Source organism: Microvirga sp. Mcv34, from assembly GCF_024519725.1.
In the GTDB taxonomy this organism is placed as follows: Bacteria; Pseudomonadota; Alphaproteobacteria; order Rhizobiales; family Beijerinckiaceae; genus Microvirga.
The window spans coordinates 99,468-119,439 of the sequence record NZ_JALJRK010000004.1 but is presented as its reverse complement, the minus strand read 5'-3'; the positions used below and the strand labels follow the sequence as shown (position 1 = coordinate 119,439).

14 protein-coding genes are annotated in these 19,972 nt (G+C 63.5%); 5 read left to right on the top strand and 9 right to left on the bottom strand.

All coding sequences use genetic code 11. The features are described 5' to 3' along the window. Positions 1–85: 85 nt before the first annotated feature. The 8 genes from OC446_RS04045 to OC446_RS04010 all read right to left on the bottom strand — a co-directional run bounded on the left by OC446_RS04045 (position 86) and on the right by OC446_RS04010 (position 13,560). Entirely contained in the window at positions 86–2,197 is a 2,112-nt protein-coding gene (locus OC446_RS04045; protein ID WP_262027759.1) for a response regulator, read from the bottom strand. After that, complete coding sequence (locus OC446_RS04040) at positions 2,194–8,046, bottom strand: HAMP domain-containing protein (protein ID WP_262027758.1); 5,853 nt, start codon at positions 8,044–8,046, stop codon at positions 2,194–2,196. Before OC446_RS04040 ends, OC446_RS04045 begins: the two co-directional genes overlap by 4 nt. 542 nt (positions 8,047–8,588) lie before the next feature. Continuing rightward, positions 8,589–8,927: a cupin domain-containing protein gene (locus OC446_RS04035; protein WP_262027757.1), complete on the bottom strand. Its 339-nt coding sequence runs from the start codon at positions 8,925–8,927 to the stop codon at positions 8,589–8,591. Between the two features lie 18 nt (positions 8,928–8,945). Beyond that, positions 8,946–9,704: a 2-dehydro-3-deoxy-D-gluconate 5-dehydrogenase KduD gene (kduD, locus tag OC446_RS04030; RefSeq protein ID WP_262027756.1), complete on the bottom strand. Its 759-nt coding sequence runs from the start codon at positions 9,702–9,704 to the stop codon at positions 8,946–8,948. Between the two features lie 10 nt (positions 9,705–9,714). After that, positions 9,715–10,551, bottom strand: coding sequence for a 5-dehydro-4-deoxy-D-glucuronate isomerase (kduI, locus tag OC446_RS04025; protein ID WP_262027820.1), 837 nt, complete (start codon positions 10,549–10,551; stop codon positions 9,715–9,717). Between the two features lie 23 nt (positions 10,552–10,574). Then, a complete protein-coding gene (locus OC446_RS04020) occupies positions 10,575–11,855 on the bottom strand; it encodes a TRAP transporter large permease (protein WP_262027755.1) in 1,281 nt (426 codons plus the stop codon). Positions 11,856–11,859: 4 nt separating this feature from the next. Next, positions 11,860–12,399 carry a TRAP transporter small permease gene (locus OC446_RS04015; protein WP_262027754.1) on the bottom strand — a complete coding sequence of 180 codons (540 nt, stop codon included), beginning with the start codon at positions 12,397–12,399 and terminating at the stop codon, positions 11,860–11,862. Positions 12,400–12,579: 180 nt separating this feature from the next. After that, positions 12,580–13,560: a TRAP transporter substrate-binding protein gene (locus OC446_RS04010; RefSeq protein ID WP_262027753.1), complete on the bottom strand. Its 981-nt coding sequence runs from the start codon at positions 13,558–13,560 to the stop codon at positions 12,580–12,582. Between the two features lie 193 nt (positions 13,561–13,753). Here OC446_RS04010 and OC446_RS04005 point away from each other — a divergent pair, with 193 nt between their 5' ends. Further along, positions 13,754–14,434: a GntR family transcriptional regulator gene (locus OC446_RS04005; protein ID WP_262027752.1), complete on the top strand. Its 681-nt coding sequence runs from the start codon at positions 13,754–13,756 to the stop codon at positions 14,432–14,434. Positions 14,435–14,627: 193 nt separating this feature from the next. On the opposite strand, the gene OC446_RS04000 is transcribed toward OC446_RS04005, so the two are convergent. Then, the gene (locus tag OC446_RS04000) at positions 14,628–15,083 is read right to left on the bottom strand and encodes an Lrp/AsnC family transcriptional regulator (RefSeq protein WP_262027751.1); all 456 of its coding nucleotides are present in this window, start codon (positions 15,081–15,083) and stop codon (positions 14,628–14,630) included. Positions 15,084–15,531: 448 nt separating this feature from the next. On the opposite strand from OC446_RS04000, the gene OC446_RS03995 reads away from it, so the two are divergent. The 4 genes from OC446_RS03995 to OC446_RS03980 all read left to right on the top strand — a co-directional run bounded on the left by OC446_RS03995 (position 15,532) and on the right by OC446_RS03980 (position 19,954). After that, complete coding sequence (locus OC446_RS03995; protein WP_262027750.1) at positions 15,532–16,404, top strand: MetQ/NlpA family ABC transporter substrate-binding protein; 873 nt, start codon at positions 15,532–15,534, stop codon at positions 16,402–16,404. Positions 16,405–16,536: 132 nt separating this feature from the next. Next, positions 16,537–17,937 (top strand): LLM class flavin-dependent oxidoreductase, encoded by a 1,401-nt coding sequence (locus tag OC446_RS03990; protein WP_262027749.1) that lies wholly within the window; start codon positions 16,537–16,539, stop codon positions 17,935–17,937. 30 nt (positions 17,938–17,967) lie between these two features. Then, entirely contained in the window at positions 17,968–19,281 is a 1,314-nt protein-coding gene (locus tag OC446_RS03985; RefSeq protein WP_262027748.1) for an acyl-CoA dehydrogenase family protein, read from the top strand. Between the two features lie 19 nt (positions 19,282–19,300). Further along, on the top strand, positions 19,301–19,954 hold the full coding sequence (locus OC446_RS03980; protein ID WP_262027747.1) for a methionine ABC transporter permease: 654 nt from the start codon (positions 19,301–19,303) through the stop codon (positions 19,952–19,954). Positions 19,955–19,972: the final 18 nt, after the last annotated feature.

Below are 19,972 nucleotides of genomic sequence, written 5' to 3'. Positions count from 1 at the left end.
GTCTCCACCGGCGTGGAATCAGCTCCAGCCCTTGCCGAGTGGCATCGCTCGAGAGTGAGCCGGCCCCACTTCACCGTACAAAGCTCTAGGCGACGGCGGCCGCAGCCCGGCGCATGGCCGTGTTCTCCAAGGGGACATTCTCCGGAGAATTCATCAGCGATTGCAGCTTCTCCGCCAGGTCGCTCGCTCTGTAGGGCTTGTAGAGAAGATTGAGATCTTCGAGCTTTTCCTCACCGTCGAAATAGCCGGTGGTCAGGAGAACCTGCACGTCCGGCTGTTCCTTCTGAATCAGGCGGGCCAAGTCTATGCCGCTGAGAGCCCCCGGCATCCTGACGTCGGAGAGAACAAGCTTGATGTCGTTCTTCGATCGCAGGAGCCGAGCGGCTTCGTCCCCGGTCTCGGCCTCCATCACCTTGAAACCGAGCGAATGAAGGGTGGACAGCGCCACCTGGCGCACGGCGGGATTGTCCTCCACGACGAGCACCGTGCGGCCATCCCCGAAAGGGTGGGCCATGGCCGATTGGCTGTCTTCGTGCCTTTCCGCCGCATCGTGCGAGCGGGGCAGGAAGATGCGGATCGTCGTGCCGACATTCGGCTCGCTCTCGACCTCCACGTGGCCGTGGCATTGCTGAACGAAGCCGTAGACCATGCTCAGGCCGAGGCCCGTGCCCTTCCCGCTTTCCTTCGTGGTGAAGAACGGCTCGAACACCTTTTCCAGGACCTCGGGCGGCATTCCGATGCCTGTATCGCTCACGGAGATCACGACGAACTCGCCACCCGGAGCGGACTTCCCCTCCTCCACCATCTGGTTCTTGACGCAGATCGTGAGATCGCCCCCATGGGGCATGGCATCGCGGGCGTTGACGGCGAGGTTCAGGAGCGCCGCCTCGAACTGGGCGCGATCGACCTGGATCGGCCAGATCCCGTCGTCCAGATGCAGGCTCGCATTGACGTGCTCGCCCAACGTCCTGCGCATCAATTCCAACAGGCTGGGCATCAGGCTCGCGACGTCGATGGTCGAGACCTGCAGAGCCTGACGCCGCGAGAAGGTCAGGAGCCTGTAGGTGAGATCGGCGCAATGCTGGGCGCTTTCCAACGCCATGCGCACCCGGCGCTCGGCCTTCTCGTTACCCTGAATGGATTTCTTCAGGAGATCGAGATTGCCGATCACGACGCTCAGCATATTGTTGAAATCGTGTGCGATCCCACCCGTCAGGCGGCCGACCGCCTCGAGCTTGCTGGCATGGAGCAGGTTCTGCTCCATCTGTTTGCTTTCCGTGATGTCGAACCACATGCCGAAGAATTCGCGCGGCTGGCCGTCTTCGTCGCGCATGAGGACCGTCTGGTCGAGAAAGTGCCGTTCCACGTCATCGGCGCAGCGCCAGCGATATTCGAGATTGACGGAACCCTCCTCTCCCAGACGCTTCAGCTGGGCCAGAACACGCTCCTGGTCCTCCGGATTGATGCGGGAGGACCAGAAATCCGGCCGTTCGAGGAAAGCCTCCGGCCGGAATCCGGTGATGCGCTCGATGCTCTCGTTGGTGAAATGAAGGCGCCGATGATCCTCCTCGACCGAGGCCGTATAGAGCGCGATGGGCAGAGATTGCAGGACGATCGATTGATGTTCCTCGCGGCGGCGCAGGGCCTGCTCCGCCTTCAGCTTCTCGCTGCGCACACGAAGGTTGTCCATCAGCAGGCGCCGCTCCTGCTCGGCCTGCCGGCGGATCTCTTCCGTCTTGCGATAAAGGTCGACGAAGATCTCGACCTTGGAGCGGAGGATCAGCGGCTCGATGGGTTTGAAGACATAGTCGACGGCCCCGGCCGAATATCCCTTGAAGACATGCATGTCGTCCTTGTTGAAGGCCGTCAGGAACAGGATCGGGACGCGCGAGGAGCGCGGCCGGTTCCTGATCAGGCTCGCAACCTCGTAGCCGTCGAGCCGGGGCATCTGCACGTCGAGCAGGATAACCGCGAAGTCGTCCTTCAGGACATGGCGCAGCGCGCCCTCGCCGGAATCGGCGGTGACGATCTCCACACCGGGAGACCGGAGCACCTCCTCGACGGCGATCAGGTTCCGCGGGTCGTCGTCGACCACCAGGATCTTGGCCGGAATCGGATCTGACGGAGGGCGGACCGAGACCAGATGTAACTCATCCGGGCTCTGGCTCAGCTCCCCGCGCCGTACGTCGTCCGTCATGAGTTCAACCCGGTCTCTGCCGCACCATTGGGAGCCATCGTTCCGCCCGGGATATATGTGCTCCGACTGAGTTGAACGCGCAAGACGGCGAGAAGTTGATCCACATCCACCGGCTTCGACACGTAATCCGTCGCCCCGGCCTCGAGGCACTTCTCCCGGTCGCCCTTCATGGCCTTCGCCGTCACCGCCACGAGCGGAAGGTCGCGGTACCGCGGGATGTTGCGGATCTCGCGCATGGTCTCGTAACCGTCCATCTCGGGCATCATGATGTCGACCAGGGCGACGTCCACGTCCGGGTTGGCCTGGAGCTTCTCGATGCCTTCCAGGCCGTTCTCGGCGAAGACGACCGAGATCCCGTGCTGCTCGAGCGCGCTCGTCAGCGAGAAGATGTTGCGCATGTCGTCATCGATGATCAGCACCTTCCGGCCATCGAGCGAATTGTCGGTTCGGTGCTGGACGACGATGTGCTTTTCTTCCGGGATCGCGCTGATCGCCCGGTGCAGGAAGAGAGCCGTGTCGTTGAGCAGGCGCTCGGACGAGCCCTCGCCCTTCACGATGAGCGTGGCCGCCATGCCCTGCAGGTGACGCTCCTCGGTCGTGGTTAGGTCCTGGCCGGTATAGATGACGATCGGCAGGTCCTCTCCGCCCTTCGTCTTACGGATGCGCTCGATGAGTTCCGCTCCCGGGAGATCCGGCAAGCCCAGATCGACGACCGCGCAATCGAACTGCCGCACCTGGATCGCCTCCAGGGCCGTCTCGGCCGTTCCCACGGCGGTCACGTCGACCTGCTCGCTCTTCATGAGCTCCGACAGGCTCATGCGCTGAATGTCGTCATCTTCGACGAGAAGCAGATTCTTCACGGGACGGTCGATGAACTCCTTCGTGCGGTTGAGCGCCCCCATGAGCGCATCCCGGTCGACGGGCTTCTCCAGGAAGCCGAAGGCACCAGCCTTCAGGCCGCGCTTCTTCTGGTCGTCGACGGAGATCACATGGATCGGCACGTGCCGCGTGCGCGGATCGTGCTTGAGAAGATCGAGCAGCGCCCAGCCGTCCATGTCGGGCAAGCCGATGTCGAGTGTGATCGCATGGGGCTTGTAGCGATGCGCCAGCGCGAGCGCCGAGGCGCCGTCCATGGCGATCAATCCCCTGAAGCCCTCCTCGCGGGCAAGCTCCAGCAGCACCGAGGCGAACATGGCGTCGTCCTCGACGATGAGGACGACACGGTCCCCGCTCGTGATCGCATGGCGGTCGTCGAGCGAGGCGGAGAGCGCCATGGCGGCCGACGGCTGGCGGATCAGAGTTCCCGCCGCCTCGTCCGTCGTCGCGGTCGATTGAGCGGCTCCATCGCCGTTCAGCCGCACGGAGGATGCCGCGCCGGCCGTTCCATGGCTGGCCGGCGGCTCTACGGGCACGAAGAGCGTGAAGGTCGAGCCGCTTCCCGGGGTGCTCGACACAACGATCTCGCCGCCGAGCAGACGGGCGATCTCGCGACTGATCGACAGGCCCAGCCCGGTGCCACCGTATTTCCGGCTCGTCGTGCCGTCCGCCTGCTGGAAGGCCTCGAAGATGATGCGCTGCTTCTCCTCCGGGATGCCGATGCCGGTATCCGTCACCGATATGGCGACCCACTGGCTGCCGGCCCTCAGCGGCGTTCCCTCGGCCGAGCCGATCTGCAGCGTCACGCCTCCGCGCTCCGTGAACTTGAAGGCGTTCGACAGGAGGTTGCGCAGCACCTGCTGCAGACGCTTGGAATCCGTCCTGATCGACGACGGCAGCTTCTGATCGACCTCCACGTGGAAATCGAGCTTCCGTTCCTCGGCCACCTGACGGAAGGTCCGTTCCATGTTGTCGACGAGATCCTTGAAGGCGACGCTCGACACTTCGAGGCTGACGGTACCGGACTCGATCTTCGACAGGTCCAGGATGTCGTTGATGAGCGAGAGCAGGTCGGATCCCGCCGCGTGGATGGTCTTGGCGAATTCCCTCTGCTTGTCGGTCAGGTTTCCGTCCGAGTTCTCGGTCAGGAGCTTCGAGAGGATGAGAAGCGAGTTCAGCGGCGTTCTCAATTCGTGGCTCATATTGGCCAGGAACTGCGACTTGTAGCGCGACGTGAGCGAGAGCTGCTCGGCCTTCTCCTCGAGGGCGGTCTTCGCGACGGAGACCTCCTGGTTCTTCGTCTCGACCTCGCGTTTCTGAAGTTCGAGCAGGCGCGCCTTGTCTTCGAGCTCTTCATTCGTCTTCTGCAGCGCTTCCTGCTGCTGCCGCAGGAGTTCCTCGGACTGGCGCAGGCTGGCGGCCTGCTGCTCCAGCCGGTCGTTGGTGTTTCTCAGCTCTTCCTGCTGGCTCTGCAGTTCGGAGGTGAGAAGCTGGGACTGCTTCAGCAGCCCTTCCGTCCGCATGTTCGCCGCAATGGTGTTCAGAACGATGCCGATCGATTCTGTGAGCTGCTCGAGGAAGGATTGATGCGTCTCCGAAAACCGGCTGAAGGAGGCAAGCTCGATCACGGCCTTCACCTCCTGCTCGAACAGGACAGGCAGCACGATGATGTTCAGCGGCGGCGCCTCGCCGAGAGCCGAGCTGATGGTGATGTAGTCGCCCGGCACATTGGTGAGGAGGATCCGCTTCTTCTCGTAGGCGACCTGCCCGACGAGGCCTTCGCGCAGGCGGAAGCGGTTGTTGAGATGCTTCCTCTCCGTGAAGGCGTAGGACGCCACCATGTCGAGGATCGGCCCGCTGCCATCGTTCCCCATCGTGTAGAACACGCCCTGCTGGGCGTTCACCAGCGGGGCAATCTCGGACAGGATCATGTTGGACACGGTGGTAAGATCGCGCTCGCCCTGCAGCATGCGGGTGAACTTGGCGAGGTTGGTCTTGAGCCAATCCTGCTCCGCGTTCTTGAGCGTCGTGTCGCGCAGATTGCGGATCATCTCGTTCACGTTGTCCTTGAGCGAGGCGAGCTCGCCCGAGGCTTCCACCGAGATCGACCGAGTAAGATCGCCCTTGGTCACGGCGGTGGCCACGTCCGCGATCGCGCGAACCTGCGTGGTCAGGTTGGCCGCGAGCTGGTTCACGTTATCGGTGAGATCGCGCCACAGGCCGGCAGCTCCCGGCACCCTCGCCTGCCCTCCCAGCTTGCCTTCCACACCCACTTCGCGGGCGACGTTCGTCACCTGGTCGGCGAAGGTCGCAAGGGTGTCGATCATTTCGTTGATGGTCTCGGCAAGCGCCGCGATCTCGCCCTTCGCATCTACGATGAGCTTGCGCTTGAGGTCGCCCTCGGCGACCGCCGTCACCACGCTGGCGATGCCGCGCACCTGACCGGTGAGGTTGTCGGCCATCATGTTGACGTTGTCGGTGAGATCCTTCCAGGTGCCGGCCACGCCCCGCACCTGCGCCTGTCCACCGAGCTTGCCTTCGATGCCCACCTCGCGGGCCACGCGGGTGACTTCGGACGCGAAGGAGTTCAGCTGATCGACCATGGTGTTGATGGTCGATTTCAGCTCGAGGATCTCACCACGCACGTCGACGGTGATTTTCTTGGACAGATCGCCGTTCGCGACCGCCGTGGTCACCTCGGCGATGTTGCGCACCTGTCCCGTCAGGTTCGCCGCCATCATGTTCACGTTCTCGGTCAGGTCCTTCCAGACGCCGCCGACGCCGCGAACCTGGGCCTGTCCGCCGAGCTTACCTTCCGTGCCCACTTCGCGCGCCACGCGCGTCACTTCGCCCGCGAAGGAGTTGAGCTGATCGACCATGGTGTTGATGGTCGATTTCAGCTCCAGAATCTCGCCTTCGACCGCGACGGTGATCTTCTTCGACAGGTCGCCGTTCGCCACGGCTGTGGTCACCTCGGCGATATTTCGCACCTGACCTGTGAGGTTGGCCGCCATCATGTTGACGTTGTCGGTCAGGTCCTTCCACACGCCGGCAACGCCGCGCACCTGCGCCTGCCCGCCAAGCTTGCCCTCGGTACCCACTTCACGCGCCACGCGGGTCACCTCGCCCGCGAAGGAATTGAGCTGGTCGACCATCGTATTGATGGTGGACTTGAGTTCCAAAATCTCACCGCGCACATCGACGGTGATTTTCTTGGACAGATCGCCGTTCGCGACGGCCGTCGTCACTTCCGCGATGTTACGTACCTGACCCGTCAGATTCGCCGCCATGAGGTTGACGTTATCGGTCAGGTCCTTCCAGATGCCGGCCACACCTTCCACGCGGGCCTGCCCACCGAGCTTGCCTTCCGAGCCGACCTCCTTGGCCACGCGGGTCACTTCTCCAGCGAAGGAGTTGAGCTGGTCCACCATGGTGTTGATGGTCGATTTCAGCTCGAGGATCTCACCGCGCACCTCCACGGTGATCTTCTTCGACAGGTCGCCATTAGCGACAGCGGTCGTGACTTCCGCGATGTTGCGCACCTGTCCCGTCAGGTTCGCCGCCATGAGGTTTACGTTGTCGGTGAGGTCCTTCCAGGTTCCGGCCACGCCCCGCACCTGCGCCTGACCGCCGAGCTTGCCTTCCGACCCGACTTCCTTCGCCACGCGGGTGACTTCGGACGCGAAGGAGTTGAGCTGGTCCACCATCGTGTTGATGGTGTTCTTCAGCTCGAGGATCTCGCCACGAACCTCCACGGTGATCTTCTTAGACAGGTCGCCGTTCGCCACGGCCGTGGTCACCTCGGCGATGTTACGAACCTGCGCGGTGAGGTTCGAACCCATCATGTTCACGTTCTCGGTGAGGTCTCGCCAGACGCCACCGACGCCCTCCACCTGCGCCTGCCCGCCGAGCTTGCCTTCCGAGCCGACCTCCTTCGCCACGCGCGTCACTTCCGAGGCGAAGGAGTTGAGCTGGTCCACCATGGTGTTGATGGTCGACTTGAGGGCGAGGATCTCGCCTTTCACGTCGACGGTGATCTTCTTCGACAGGTCGCCCCGGGCGACGGCCGTCGTGACCTCGGCGATGTTTCGCACCTGACCAGTGAGGTTGGCCGCCATCATGTTGACGTTGTCGGTGAGGTCCTTCCACACGCCGGCGACGCCGCGCACCTGGGCCTGCCCGCCGAGCTTGCCTTCGGTGCCGACCTCCTTCGCAACGCGCGTCACTTCGGACGCAAAGGAATTGAGCTGGTCCACCATCGTGTTGATGGTGTCCTTCAACTCGAGGATCTCGCCTTTCACATCGACGGTAATCTTCTTCGAGAGATCGCCGTTCGCCACCGCCGTCGTGACCTCGGCGATGTTACGCACCTGTCCGGTCAGATTGGCCGCCATCAGGTTCACGTTCTCGGTCAGGTCCTTCCAGGTGCCGGCCACGCCTTTGACCTTCGCCTGTCCGCCGAGCTTACCTTCCGAGCCCACCTCGCGCGCCACGCGGGTCACTTCGGAAGCGAAGCTGCCGAGCTGGCCAACCATGGTGTTGACCACTTTGCCGATGCGCAGGAATTCGCCGCGCAGGGGGCGCCCATCGGTCGCCAGGTCGATCGTCTGGCTCAGGTCGCCTTTTGCGACCGCGCCGATCACGCGCGCCACCTCGATCGTCGGCTGGACGATGTCGCCGATCATGGCGTTCACCGAATCGATGCACTCGCTCCAGCAGCCGGTCGCCCCCGCAAGGCGCCCGCGCTCCTCAATGCGTCCCTCCTTGCCGACGACCTTGGCGACGCGCTCCAGTTCCTGCGCGAGACCCTGGTTCAGGTCGGCAATGTCGTTGAAGGCCTCTGCGATCTCACCGTCGATGCCGGTCAAGTCCGACGGCAGGCGGGCGGAAAAGTCGCCTCTTCTCAAGGCGCGCAATGTCTTGAGGAGCAGCCTGGGATCAAGCTGCAAAGTGGTGGTTTCGACTTGTGACATAAGGCCCCCCGTTACGCTGTCCCAGGCTTAACCAACGCCTGGCCCCCTTCGCCGACATTCCAAAAGCTACTTTGTTCGTCTTCAGATGGAACTCGACCCCTCTTAACGTTTTTCAAGGACCGGAGTTCCATCGCTTCAGCAATTTTATGACAGCGTCTCGGAGTCGAAATTATGTTTCGCCTCTCGCGATACTGACGTTCTCTCTATTACCGTCATACGTCGCGCATTTTCCATACCTAGGAGTCTGCATGGGAGCGCGATGACCGCTATTTCCCCGCCATCATCGCACGTGCCTCAATGATGTCGACCGGGAGAGCGCGGCGCCTCGGACAATCTGGGTGGCAAGCACAAGGCGGGCCGTGACGTGAGAGGGTTCCATTCCAGAAGGACCCTGGCGGCGAGATCGGGAGAAGCGATTGGCGGCACCACACTATACCGCGAGTCGGCGATTGAGTTTTCCTGTCCCCGAAAGCAGAACGGGCCGCCGGCGCTCCCGCCGACGGCCCGATATCGATAGTCGATTGTCAGTCGCGGACAATTCTCTAGACAAAATCCTCACGCATCGGGGTGAAGACGTCGAGGAGCACGCCGGCTTCCACCGCGACGGCACCGTGCACGGCATCGGGAGGCACGAGGAAGCTGTCGCCCTGCTTGAGCCGCTCGGTCCGCCCGGCAATGGTCACGTCGAAGATCCCCGCCTCGACGAGGCTGCATTGGATATGCGGATGCGAATGCGGCGTGCCGACGGCTCCGGCCTGAAAATCCACGCGCACCATCATCACCTTCTCATTGTAGGTGAGGATCTTGCGGCGGATGCCCTGGCCTGCCGGCTCCCAGCCGATCTCGCCGTCGAAGGCGAAGGGTTCATTGATGCGGTTCATGGTTCCTCCAGAAGGTTCTCAGCGGGCGAGCCATCCGCCGTCCACCGGCAGAACGACGCCGTGAATGTAGTCTGCGGCCGGCGACGCCAGGAAGACGGCGGCGCCGCCGAGATCGGTCGGATCGCCCCATCGCCCGGCGGGGATGCGCGCGAGGATCTCGGCGCTGCGCTTCGGATCGTCGCGGAGCGCCTCCGTGTTGTTGGTCACGAAATAGCCCGGCGCGATGGCATTCACGTTGATGCCCTTCCCGGCCCATTCGCAGGCCAGGAGCCGCGTGAGCCCCGCCAGGCCGCTCTTGCTCGCGGTATAGGATGGGATGCGGATACCGCCCTGGAACGACAGGAGCGACGCGATGTTGATGATCTTGCCGCCGCGCCCGTCCGCCAGCATGGTGCGGGCCACCGCCTGGGACAGGAAGAAGGTGGATTTGAGATTGACGTTCATCACGTCGTCCCAATCCTTTTCCGTGAAGTTGATGGCGTCCGCACGGCGGATAATGCCGGCATTGTTGACGAGGACGTCGATCCGACCGCTGACCGAGGTCGCCTCGGCGACGATGCGCTCGATCGGCTCAAGGCTCGCGAGGTCCGCCCGCACGGCGTGAAAGCCTGCGCCCGCCTCTCGGCACAGGTGCTCGGTCTCGTCCATGGACGAACGGCCGACGGCCACGATGGACGCGCCCGCCTGGGCCAGCGCGACGGCAATGGCCTGACCGAGGCCGGTATTGGCCCCGGTCACGACCGCCGTCCTGCCGGCGAGGTCGAAGGGATATGTCATCGTCCGGTCCTCACCGCAGCGCGTCCATGGGCACCATGTCCATGTCGGTGAAATCCTGGTTGTCGCCGCCCATGGCCCACACGAAGGTGTAGTTGCTGGTGCCGACGCCGGAATGGATCGACCAGCCCGGGGAGAGAATCGCCTGCTCGTTGGCGACGACGAGGTGCTTCGTCTCGTCGGGCTCGCCCATGAAGTGGAACACGCGCGTGTCGGGCTGCATGTCGAAATAGACATAGACCTCGGAACGGCGGTCATGCAGATGCGCCGGCATGGTGTTCCACATGCTGCCGGGCTTCAGCTGCGTCATGCCGAGGACGAGCTGGGCCGAGCGGCACACCTCCGGATGGATCATCTGGAAGATCGTGCGGACATTGCCGTTCGCCGCATCGCCGAGATCGACCCGGCGCGCGCGGTCGAGGCCGATCTTCACGGTCTCGAAGCGGGCATGGGCCGGGGTGCTGACGAGATAGAACTTCGCCGGACGGCTCTCGTCGAGGCTCTCGAAGCGGACGTCCTTCGTGCCCATGGCGATGTAGAGTGCGTCGCGGGGTTCGAGATGATGGACCTCGCCGTCGGTATGCACGCGGCCTGCTCCACCGAGGTTGACGACGCCGAGCTCGCGTCGGTCGAGGAAGTTGGGCGAGCCGATCTGCTTGTGCGACTCGAGCCGGATCGCTCCCGTGGTCGGCGTCGCGCCGCCGACGACCAGCCGGTCGATATGGCTGTAGGTCAGCTTGACCTCGCCCGCAACGAACAGGGTCTCGATCAGGAAGTGCCGGCGCAGTTCGGCCGCGCTGAAATGGCGGACCGCCTCGGGATGGCATACCTGCCGGATGTCAATGGTCATCATTACCTCTCAGATGCGACGATTCAGCGGAACAGGGCCGGCAGCCAGAGCGACAGGCCGGGGATGTAGGTGACGAGCAGCAGCACGAAGACGCTGGCGCCCAGGAACGGCCAGATGGTCTTCATGGCTTCGCCGATGGTGATCTTGCCGACCGCGCATCCGACGAAGAGCACGGAGCCCACCGGCGGCGTGTTGAGGCCGATACCGGCGTTCAGAATCAGGATGACGCCGAAATGCACCGGATCGATTCCGAAGGCCTTGATCACCGGCAGGAAGATCGGCGTGCAGATGATGATCATCGGGGCCATGTCCATGAAGGTGCCGAGCACCAGCAGGATGACGTTGATGAGCAGCAGCAGCACGATGGGATTGTCCGACACGCTCTTCATCACCGCGATGGTGGCCTGCGGAACCTGCAGGAAGGCCATGAGCCAGCCGAAGGCGCTGGCCGTGCCGATGACGAGCAGGACCATGGCGGTGGTGCGCACGGCTCCGAGCGTCGCCTCGACGAAGCTCTCCCAGTTCATCTCGCGATAGACGAAGAGCGTGACGAGCAGCGCATAGACGACCGCGATGCACGAACTCTCCGTCGCGGTGAAGATGCCCGAGCGGACGCCGCCGAAGATGATGAAGATCAGAAGGATGCCCGGCACGGCCGAGACGAAGAAATAGGCCAGCATCCGGAAGCCCGGAAACGGATCGGCCGGGTATCCGCGACGGATCGCCACCACATAGGCGGTGATCATCAGGGCCATGGCCAGAAGGATGCCCGGCACCACGCCGGCGGTGAAGAGATCCGCCACCGAGATCGTGCCGCCGGCCGCGATCGAATAGATAATCATGTTGTGCGACGGTGGGATCATCAGGGCGATGATGGCGGAATTCACCGTCACGTTGACGGCGTAATCCTTGGCGTAGCCGCGCTTCTCCATCTGCGGGATCATGATGCCCCCGATGGCGGACGCATCGGCGACGGCCGAACCGGAAATGCCGCCGAAGAGCGTCGAAGCGACCACGTTCACCTGGCCCAGGCCGCCGCGCAGATGACCGACGAAACCCGCAGCCAGGCGGATCAGGCGGTCGGCGATGCCGCCGCGCATCATCAGGTCGCCCGCATAGATGAAGAACGGGATCGCCATCATGGCGAAGGCGTTCATGCCGGAATTGAGCTGCTGGAACACCACCACCGGCGGCAGCTGCATGTAGAGCACGGTCGCCAGTGACGCGATGCCGAGGCAGAATGCGACCGGCGTGCCGATGATGAGCAAAAGCGTGAAGACGCCGAAGAGAACCCACATCTCCATTGTCTCACTCCTTCACGGCGGCAAGGCGCGGCTCGTCCGCGCGCACCAGGGGCACGTCCTCTCCCGCGAGCAGGAGGCGGACGAGCTTTTCCAGGGAAAACAGGGCGATCAGCACGCCGCCGACCGCGAGCGGCACGTAGTCGAAGCCCTGCGGGATCGGCAGGCCCGGCATGAGGGCCGACCAGGTTTCCACCGCCAGCGCCGTGCCGTACCAGGCCATGGCGGCGCCGAAGAGCATCACCAGCACCTCGGTGACGGCCAGCATGATCTGGCGCAGCCCATACGGAGCGTAGTGAAGGGCGATCTCGAAGCCGAGATGGTTGCCCTCGCGCACGCCCACGGCGGAGCCGAGCAGGATGAACCAGCTCATGAGAAGCAGCGAGGCAGGCTCCGTCCAGCTCGGCGACTGGTTCAGCACATAGCGGCCGAACACCTGCCAGGCGACGAAAAGGGTCATTGCGACGAGGCCGATCCCGGCGATCCAGAGAGCCGCCCGGTTCACGACGGCAAGGATGCGGGACAGCGCGGCAAGTTCAGCGCGCATCGGTAATGGTCTCCGGTGAAGTAAAAGACGGGCCGGCCCTGGGCATCAGACCTGACAGTGGCATGCACTTTCAGGCTCCATGGAATGCTCCCGATCAAGAGGCGCATCGGGCGGAAAAAACTGGCTTCCACCTTTCCGCACGATGCGCCGGCCGGCCCGGCAGTGTCGGCAGAACGAGGCTCAGTTCATCGCCTGGATGCGGGAGACCAGCTCCTTCACCTTCGCGTCCTTCGCATATTTCTCGTAGACGGGCTTCATGGCGTCGATGAAGGGCTGCTTGTCGACATTATTGATCTGGCTGCCGCTCGCCCGGATCTTCTTCTCGGCTTCCTTCTCACGCGCTTCCCAGAGCTCGCGCATCTTCACGACGGATTCCTTCGCCGTCTCACGCACGGCCTTCTGGTCCTCCGGGGAGAGCTTGTCGAAGCTCTTCTTCGACATCACCAGCACTTCCGGCGACATGGAATGCTCGGTCAGCGAGTAGAACTTCGCCACTTCGAAGTGACGGAAGGAATCGTAGCTCGGCCAGTTGTTCTCGGCGCCGTCCACCACGCCGGTCTGGAGCGCGGAATAGACCTCGCCCGGAGGCATCGGCGTCGCGTTGGCGCCGAGCGCGTTCACCATGTCGAGGAAGAGATCCGACTGGATCACGCGCACCTTCATGCCCTTGAGATCGGCCGGCGTGTTGATGGCACGCTTGGAATTGTAGAACGAGCGGGCACCGGAATCGTAGAAGGCGAGCGCCACGAGCCCATGCGGCTCGAAGGCCTTCAGGATCTGGTCGCCGACCGGGCCGTCCATGGTCTTGCGCATGTGGTCGACCGAGCGGAAGATGAAGGGCAGCGACGGGACCAGCGTCTCAGGGATCAGGTTATTGAACGGCCCCATGTTGATCCGGTTCAGGTCGATCACGCCGAAACGGGTCTGCTCGATGGTGTCCTTTTCCTGGCCCAGCTGCGCCGAATGGAACACCTGCACCTTGTACCGGCCGTTGGTCTTCTTCTCGAGCAGGGAGCCGAAATACTTCACGGCTTCGACGGTGGGGTATCCGTCCGGGTGGATATCGGCGGAGCGCAGCGTCGTCTGGGCACCGGCCGTGCCGCTCATGAAAGCCGCCCACACGCCGAGCGCGGTGGCGGCAAGAGTTCTCCTGGTGAACATGATCTTCCTCCTTAGGGTTTCCTCGAATGCTTTATTGTTCCAGTCCAAGCCTTTGGCCGGCTTGCCCTGCGCCTCGAGCCCGTGCGACTCATCGAGCGGGACCGGGTACCGCTTGGCGCGGCTTACCTTGTCGACCATTGTATGGTAGTATGCACTTATATGTTACGCAACCCGCCAAAAGAATGAGATTGCCGTGAACACGCCCTTCCCTGTCGGCCAAGGCTCCGCAGCCCAGCGCATCGAGAACGAGCTGCGCCGCCTGATCATCGCTCTGGAGCTTCCGCCCGGAAGCCGGCTTTCCGAGCAGGACATCGCGGAGCGCCACGGGGTCTCACGCCAGCCGGTCCGCGAGGCGCTGATCGGCCTCGCCAGAACCCGCCTCGTGGAGATCCAGCCCCAGCGCGGTACGACTGTGGTGAAGATCTCCGTGCGCAAAATGATGGAGGCCCGGTTCGTCCGGGAGGCGATCGAGACGGCGGTCGTGCGCCGCGCCTGCTCATCCTTCGACCAGCAGAGCCGGGAGCGGATCGACGATCTCCTCGAGATGCAGGAACAGGCCGCCCGCCGGAACGATCACGATGCCTTTCAGCGCTACGACGAGCTGTTCCACATCGCGCTGGCCGAGGGCGCCGGATGCCCCCTCGCCTGGGAGGCCGTGCAGGACATCAAGGCCCATATGGACCGGGTGTGCCAGCTGACGCTGCCGAGCCCCGAGGCCATGCTGCCCCTGATCGACCAGCACCGCGCCATCGTGACGGCCATCGACAGCCGCGACGAGGACGCCGCCGCCGAAGCCATGCGCCGCCACCTCACCGAGATCCTGCGCGCCCTGCCCCGCGTTGAGGCCGAGAACCCGGAGCTGTTCAGTTCCTAGGTCCTTGGCTCATCCTCTGGCTATTCCCTGAGCCCTCATCCTGAGGAGGTCGCGCAGCGACCGTCTCGAGGTCCCGGACGATGTCCGGGCATGAGGGCGCCTCCCGTGCTCTTTGGACGATCCTTCGAGACGCAGACTGCGTCTGCTCCTCAGGATGAGGCCGAAGATAGACGAGCCTTCAATCCCGCCCTCCTCACGAGCGCAGCACGAAGGCCGTGGTGGATTTGATGCGCTCCATGGCGAAGCGGGAGGTGACGTTCTTGAGCGGGATGGCCTTGATCAGCTGCCTGTAGAAGTGGTCGTAGGCCGCCATGTCGGGTACGACCACGCGCAAGATGTAGTCCACGTCGCCGGCCATGCGGTAGATTTCCATCACCTCCGGGATGCCGGACACGAATTCCGCGAATTGCTGCATCCAGGCCTCGGAATGGTCGTAGGCCTCTACCGCCACGAAGGCTGTCAGGCTGAGGCCGATCTTGTCCGGATCGACGAGCGCGACCCGCCGCTTGATGATGCCCGAGGATTCGAGCCGCTGGATGCGCTTCCAGCAAGGGGTTTGGGACAGGTTCACGCGCTGGGCGAGCTCCGCCACGGAGATACTGGCGTCCTCCTGCAGGAACCTCAGGATTTTGGCATCGGTTGCGTCCATCGACTGTCCTACGCAGGGTTTCGCACCGCCATTTATGTTCGTTATATAGAACAAGGTCAACCTGCCTCAGATGCCGACCGTCGGCACATACGATCCTCCAGCCTCATCATAATGAGCCGAGAGAGCGCCATTTCCCGGAACACTCCGCCTAAGAAGTAATTTTATCCTGCCATCACCACAGAAGAGGAAAGTTTCTTCTTTACCTCCGCGTTCTAAAAAAAGAACAATCTAATTGACCCCGGCCCATTCGCCCGTCACCCTTCCTCAAGTCTCCGAAGCGCTCCATGGGCTGTCGGCATCAGCATAGGGAAGTATCTGCTCTCGACTGGCCAGATCTTCGAAGATGTCGAAGCCGATGATGCGGCATAACGAGGGCCACGATGCTTCGTGAACCATCGGGAGACAGGAAACCCGCTGTCTTTTTCTTTCAAATCCGAGGTCCGGTCTGATGCCGATCAAAGCCTTCTCCACCTTGAGCCGTCGCGGCTCACCCGTGAAGTCCCTCCCGCTCCTGGCCCTTCTCGCCGCCTCCGCCTGGGCTCTCGTCTCGGGCCCGGCTTTGGCGGAACCGCCCCTGAAGATCGGCATCAATTCGGGCCTCTCGGCCGACGCGGTCCACCAGGCGGCCAAGGAAGCCAAGGAGCAGGGGCTCGACGTAAAGGTGATCGAGTTCACCGACTGGATCACGCCCAATGCTGCCCTCGTGAACAAGGATATCGACGCCAATTACTTCCAGCACATCCCCTTCCTGGAGGATGCGAAGAAGGCGCGCGGCTATGATTTCGTGTCCGTCGGCGTGGGCACCATGTCGAAGGTCGGCCTCTATTCGAAGAAGTACAAGAGCATCGCGGATCTGCCCAACGGCGCGAAGGTCGCCATCGCCAACGATCCGGTGAACGGCGGGCGTGGGCTCGTCCTCCTGGAGCGAGTCGGCCTGATCAAGCTCAGGGAAGGCCTGGACTACAAAGCCACCGTGGCCGACATCGTGTCGAATCCGAGGAACATCAGGATCACCGAGCTCGTCGCGCAGCAACTGCCGACCGCCCTCGACGACGTGGATCTCGGACAGGGCTATCCCGCAACCCTCAAGCAATTCAACATCGATCCGAACTCGGCCCTGATCTTCGACAACGTCCAGAAGCGCTTCGCCATTCAGTGGGTGGTGCGCGCCGAGGATGCCGAAAATCCGCGGATCAAGAAGTTCGTCTCGATCTATCAGAACTCGCCCGAGGTCAGAGCGATCCTCAAGAAGCATTTCGGCGACATGACCGTTCCGGCCTGGGATCTCCCGCAGGAATCCGCCGCCAACCCGACGAACTAGAGCATCGGACGTGACTTCGAACTCACGTCCGATGCTCCAAGTTTTGTTTTCACGCATCTCTGCACGCAAAACCGGTTCCCACTTTTGCGTTCGATGCTCAACCATCAACCGAAGATCGAGCCGGGTGAGACCATGACCAAGAAGATCAACATCTATGCCTTCGACATGAACTGCGTGGGCCACATCAATCATGGAATGTGGACCCACCCGCGCGATCAGTCTCCATCCTATACGAGCCTAGACTACTGGGTGAACCTCGCGAAGATCGCCGAGCGCGGCAAGCTCGACGGGATTTTCCTCGCCGACATCGTGGGTGTCTACGACGTCTACAAAGGCGGGCCCGCAAGCGCCATCGCGGCCGGCGCGCAGGTGCCGGTCAACGACCCGATGCTCGTCGTGCCGGCCATGGCCCATGCCACGAAGCATCTCGGCTTCGGCGTGACCGTCAACACGACCTACGAGCAGCCCTATCTCCATGCCCGCCGCATGTCGACACTCGATCATCTCACGAACGGGCGCATCGGCTGGAACATCGTGACAGGCTATCTCGACAGCGCGGCGCGCGGCATGGGACTGCCCGAGCAGCTCGATCACGATCATCGCTACGACATCGCCGACGATTACCTCGACGTGCTCTACAAGCTCTGGGAAGGCAGCTGGGACGACGATGCGGTCGTCCGCGACCGCGCCAACGGGGTCTATGCGCGCCCGGACAAGGTCCGGGCCATCAGGCACGACGGTCCCTATTACCAGATCGACGCCATTCACCTGAGCGAACCGTCTCCTCAGCGCACGCCTGTCCTGTATCAGGCCGGCTCCTCGACGCGCGGACGCGAGTTCGCCGCAAGGCACGCCGAATGCGTGTTCACGGGCGGTCCCAACCCGGGTGTCGCGAAAGACGTCATCGCGGACATCAGAGCCCGCGCGGCAAGCCATGGCCGCAATCCTCTCGATGTGAAGGTCTTCGTCGGAATGAGCGTCGTGGTCGGCCGCACCGAGAAGGAAGCACAGGACAAGCTGGAGGAATATCGACGCCACGCGAGCGTCGAAGGCGCGCTGGCCCATTTCTCGAGCTCGTCGGGCGTGGACTTCGCGAAATACGATCTCGACGAGCCGATCCAGTACGAGAAGAACAACGCCAACAACTCGACGCTCGAGGCCATTACCACGCGCAGCGCCGGAACGGTCTGGACCGTTCGCAAACTGATCGACCAGATGATCCTCGGCAGCCGGCAGAAGCCGTTCGTCGGCACGCCCGAGCAGATCGCCGACCATATCGCCGCATGGGTCGAGACCGCCGATATCGACGGCATCAACCTGCCGCGCACGGTGGCGCCGGAAAGCCTCGCCGACTTCGTCGATCTCGTGGTTCCCGCGCTGCAGGAGCGGGGCCTGTTCAAGGCCGATTATGCGCAGGGGACGCTCCGCGAAAAGCTGTTCGGCGAAGGCCGCAGCCGCCTCCCGGCCGAGCATTGGGGTGCTCGCTACCGCGCCGGCGCGACACAGTCCGCACCGGCCCGGGAACTCGCCTGAACCCTTCCCTCCCTTTGAACGGAAACACCGATGTCAGCCGCCACGAGCCTTTTCATTCCGGACCCGCAGACCGGCGCGGGCAGCGCCCTGCACCGATCCGCGTCTCCACCCATTTCAGACGAAGAACTGGCGCAGCGCTTCCGCCCGATCTTCGAAAGGATCGCCGAGGGCGCCGTCGAGCGGGAGCAGTCGCGGAGTTTGGCCTTCGACGCCGTCGCCTGGCTGCGCGATGCGGGCTTCGGAGCCCTGCGCGTTCCGCAGGCCTATGGCGGTCTGGGCGCCAGCCTGCCCCAGACGTTCCGGCTTCTCGTCGAGCTGGGCGAGGCGGATTCCAACCTGCCCCAGATCTTCCGCGCCCATTTCGCCTTCGTCGAAGAGCGCCTGAACGGCAAGAATGAAGCCGACCGTCAGCGGTGGCTCTCCCTCATCGTCGACGGCGCCCTCTTCGGCGCCGCCATGGCGGAGAAGACCGAGGGAACCGAGACCACCGTGACCCTCACGAAGACCGGCGATCACTGGCTCCTCGACGGCTACAAGTTCTACAGCACCGGAACGATCTATGCCTCGTGGATCGTCGCGGTCGCCCTGGAGGGAACGGAGTATGTCTCCCTGGTTCTCCCCACCACGGCACCGGGCGTCACGATCGAGGACGATTGGGACGGCTTCGGACAGCGCCTGACCGGCAGCGGCACGACGCGCTTCGACAAGGTCGTGGTCCGCGACGATCAGATCCTGCGCCGGGTCTCCGTCGAGCAGCCGCCGAAGGCCTCGTATATCATCGCGTATTACCAGCTGTTCCATCTGGCGGCGCTGGCCGGCATCGCCCGGGCGGTCCTGAAGGATGCCATTGCGTTCACCCGCGCCAAGACCCGGACCTTCGCGGTTCCGGGCAAGTCGAGTCCGCGCCACGACCCTCTGGTCCAGAGCGTGATCGGGCGCCTCGCAAGCCTGTCGTTCACGGCCGACACGCTGGTAGACGCCGTTGCCGAGGCCATTGAGTCCTCCTATCAGGCGGCTACCAACGGCCAGGAGGAGACGCAGCTTTATACTTCGGCCAACATCAAGGCCTACCAGGCGCAGCAGATCGTGATCGAGCAGGTGCTCGAAGCGACGACGTCGCTCTTCGAGATCGGCGGCGCCTCGGCCACGAGCGAGACGCGCCGCCTCGACCGTTACTGGCGCAATGCCAGGGTTCTCGCCTCCCACAATCCCGCCATCCAGCGCCAACGCGCCATCGGCGATTACTGGCTGAACGGCACGCCGCCGGCGGGCGTCCTCCAGGCCGTCATCCAGAGCGAGGCCCAGGCGAAGAGTGCCGCTGCGGCGTCCTCATCGACTTCGTGAACGGAACGGGAGACCAGCCATGCCTACCAACTTCCTTCCCATGTTCTGGGAAGCCTTCCTCGAGAGCCTGACCATGGTCGGCGCTGCGGGCCTTTTCGCCTTTGCGGCCGGGATCCCGCTGGCTGTCGTCCTCGTCACCACCAGCCCCGGCGGCATCTACGAGATGCCGCGCCTCAACCGGGTTCTGGGCAGCGTCATCAACGGCTTCCGCTCGACGCCTTTCATCATCCTCCTGGTCGCCCTCATTCCCTTTACGCGCCTGATCGTGGGCACATCCATCGGCCTTTGGGCCGCGGTCGTGCCCCTGAGCATCGCGGCGACGCCGTTCTTCGCCCGCACCGCGGAGGTGAGCCTGCGGGAGGTCGATCACGGCCTCGTCGAGGCCGCGCAGGCCATGGGAGCGAGCCGCTTGCAGATCATCGTCCACGTGCTTTTGCCGGAAGCCCTGCCTGGCATCATCCGGGGCTTCACCATCACGCTGGTCTCGATGATCGGCTCCTCGGCCATGGCCGGCGCCGTGGGAGCCGGCGGCTTGGGCGACCTCGCCATGCGCTACGGCTACCAGCGCTTCGACACCACGGTCATGGTCAGCGTCATCGCGGTCCTGATCGTCATCGTCACGGTGGTCCAGTCCACAGGCGATCTCATCGCGAGCCGGTTCGACCGTCGGTAACGCGGAAGACGACCACCC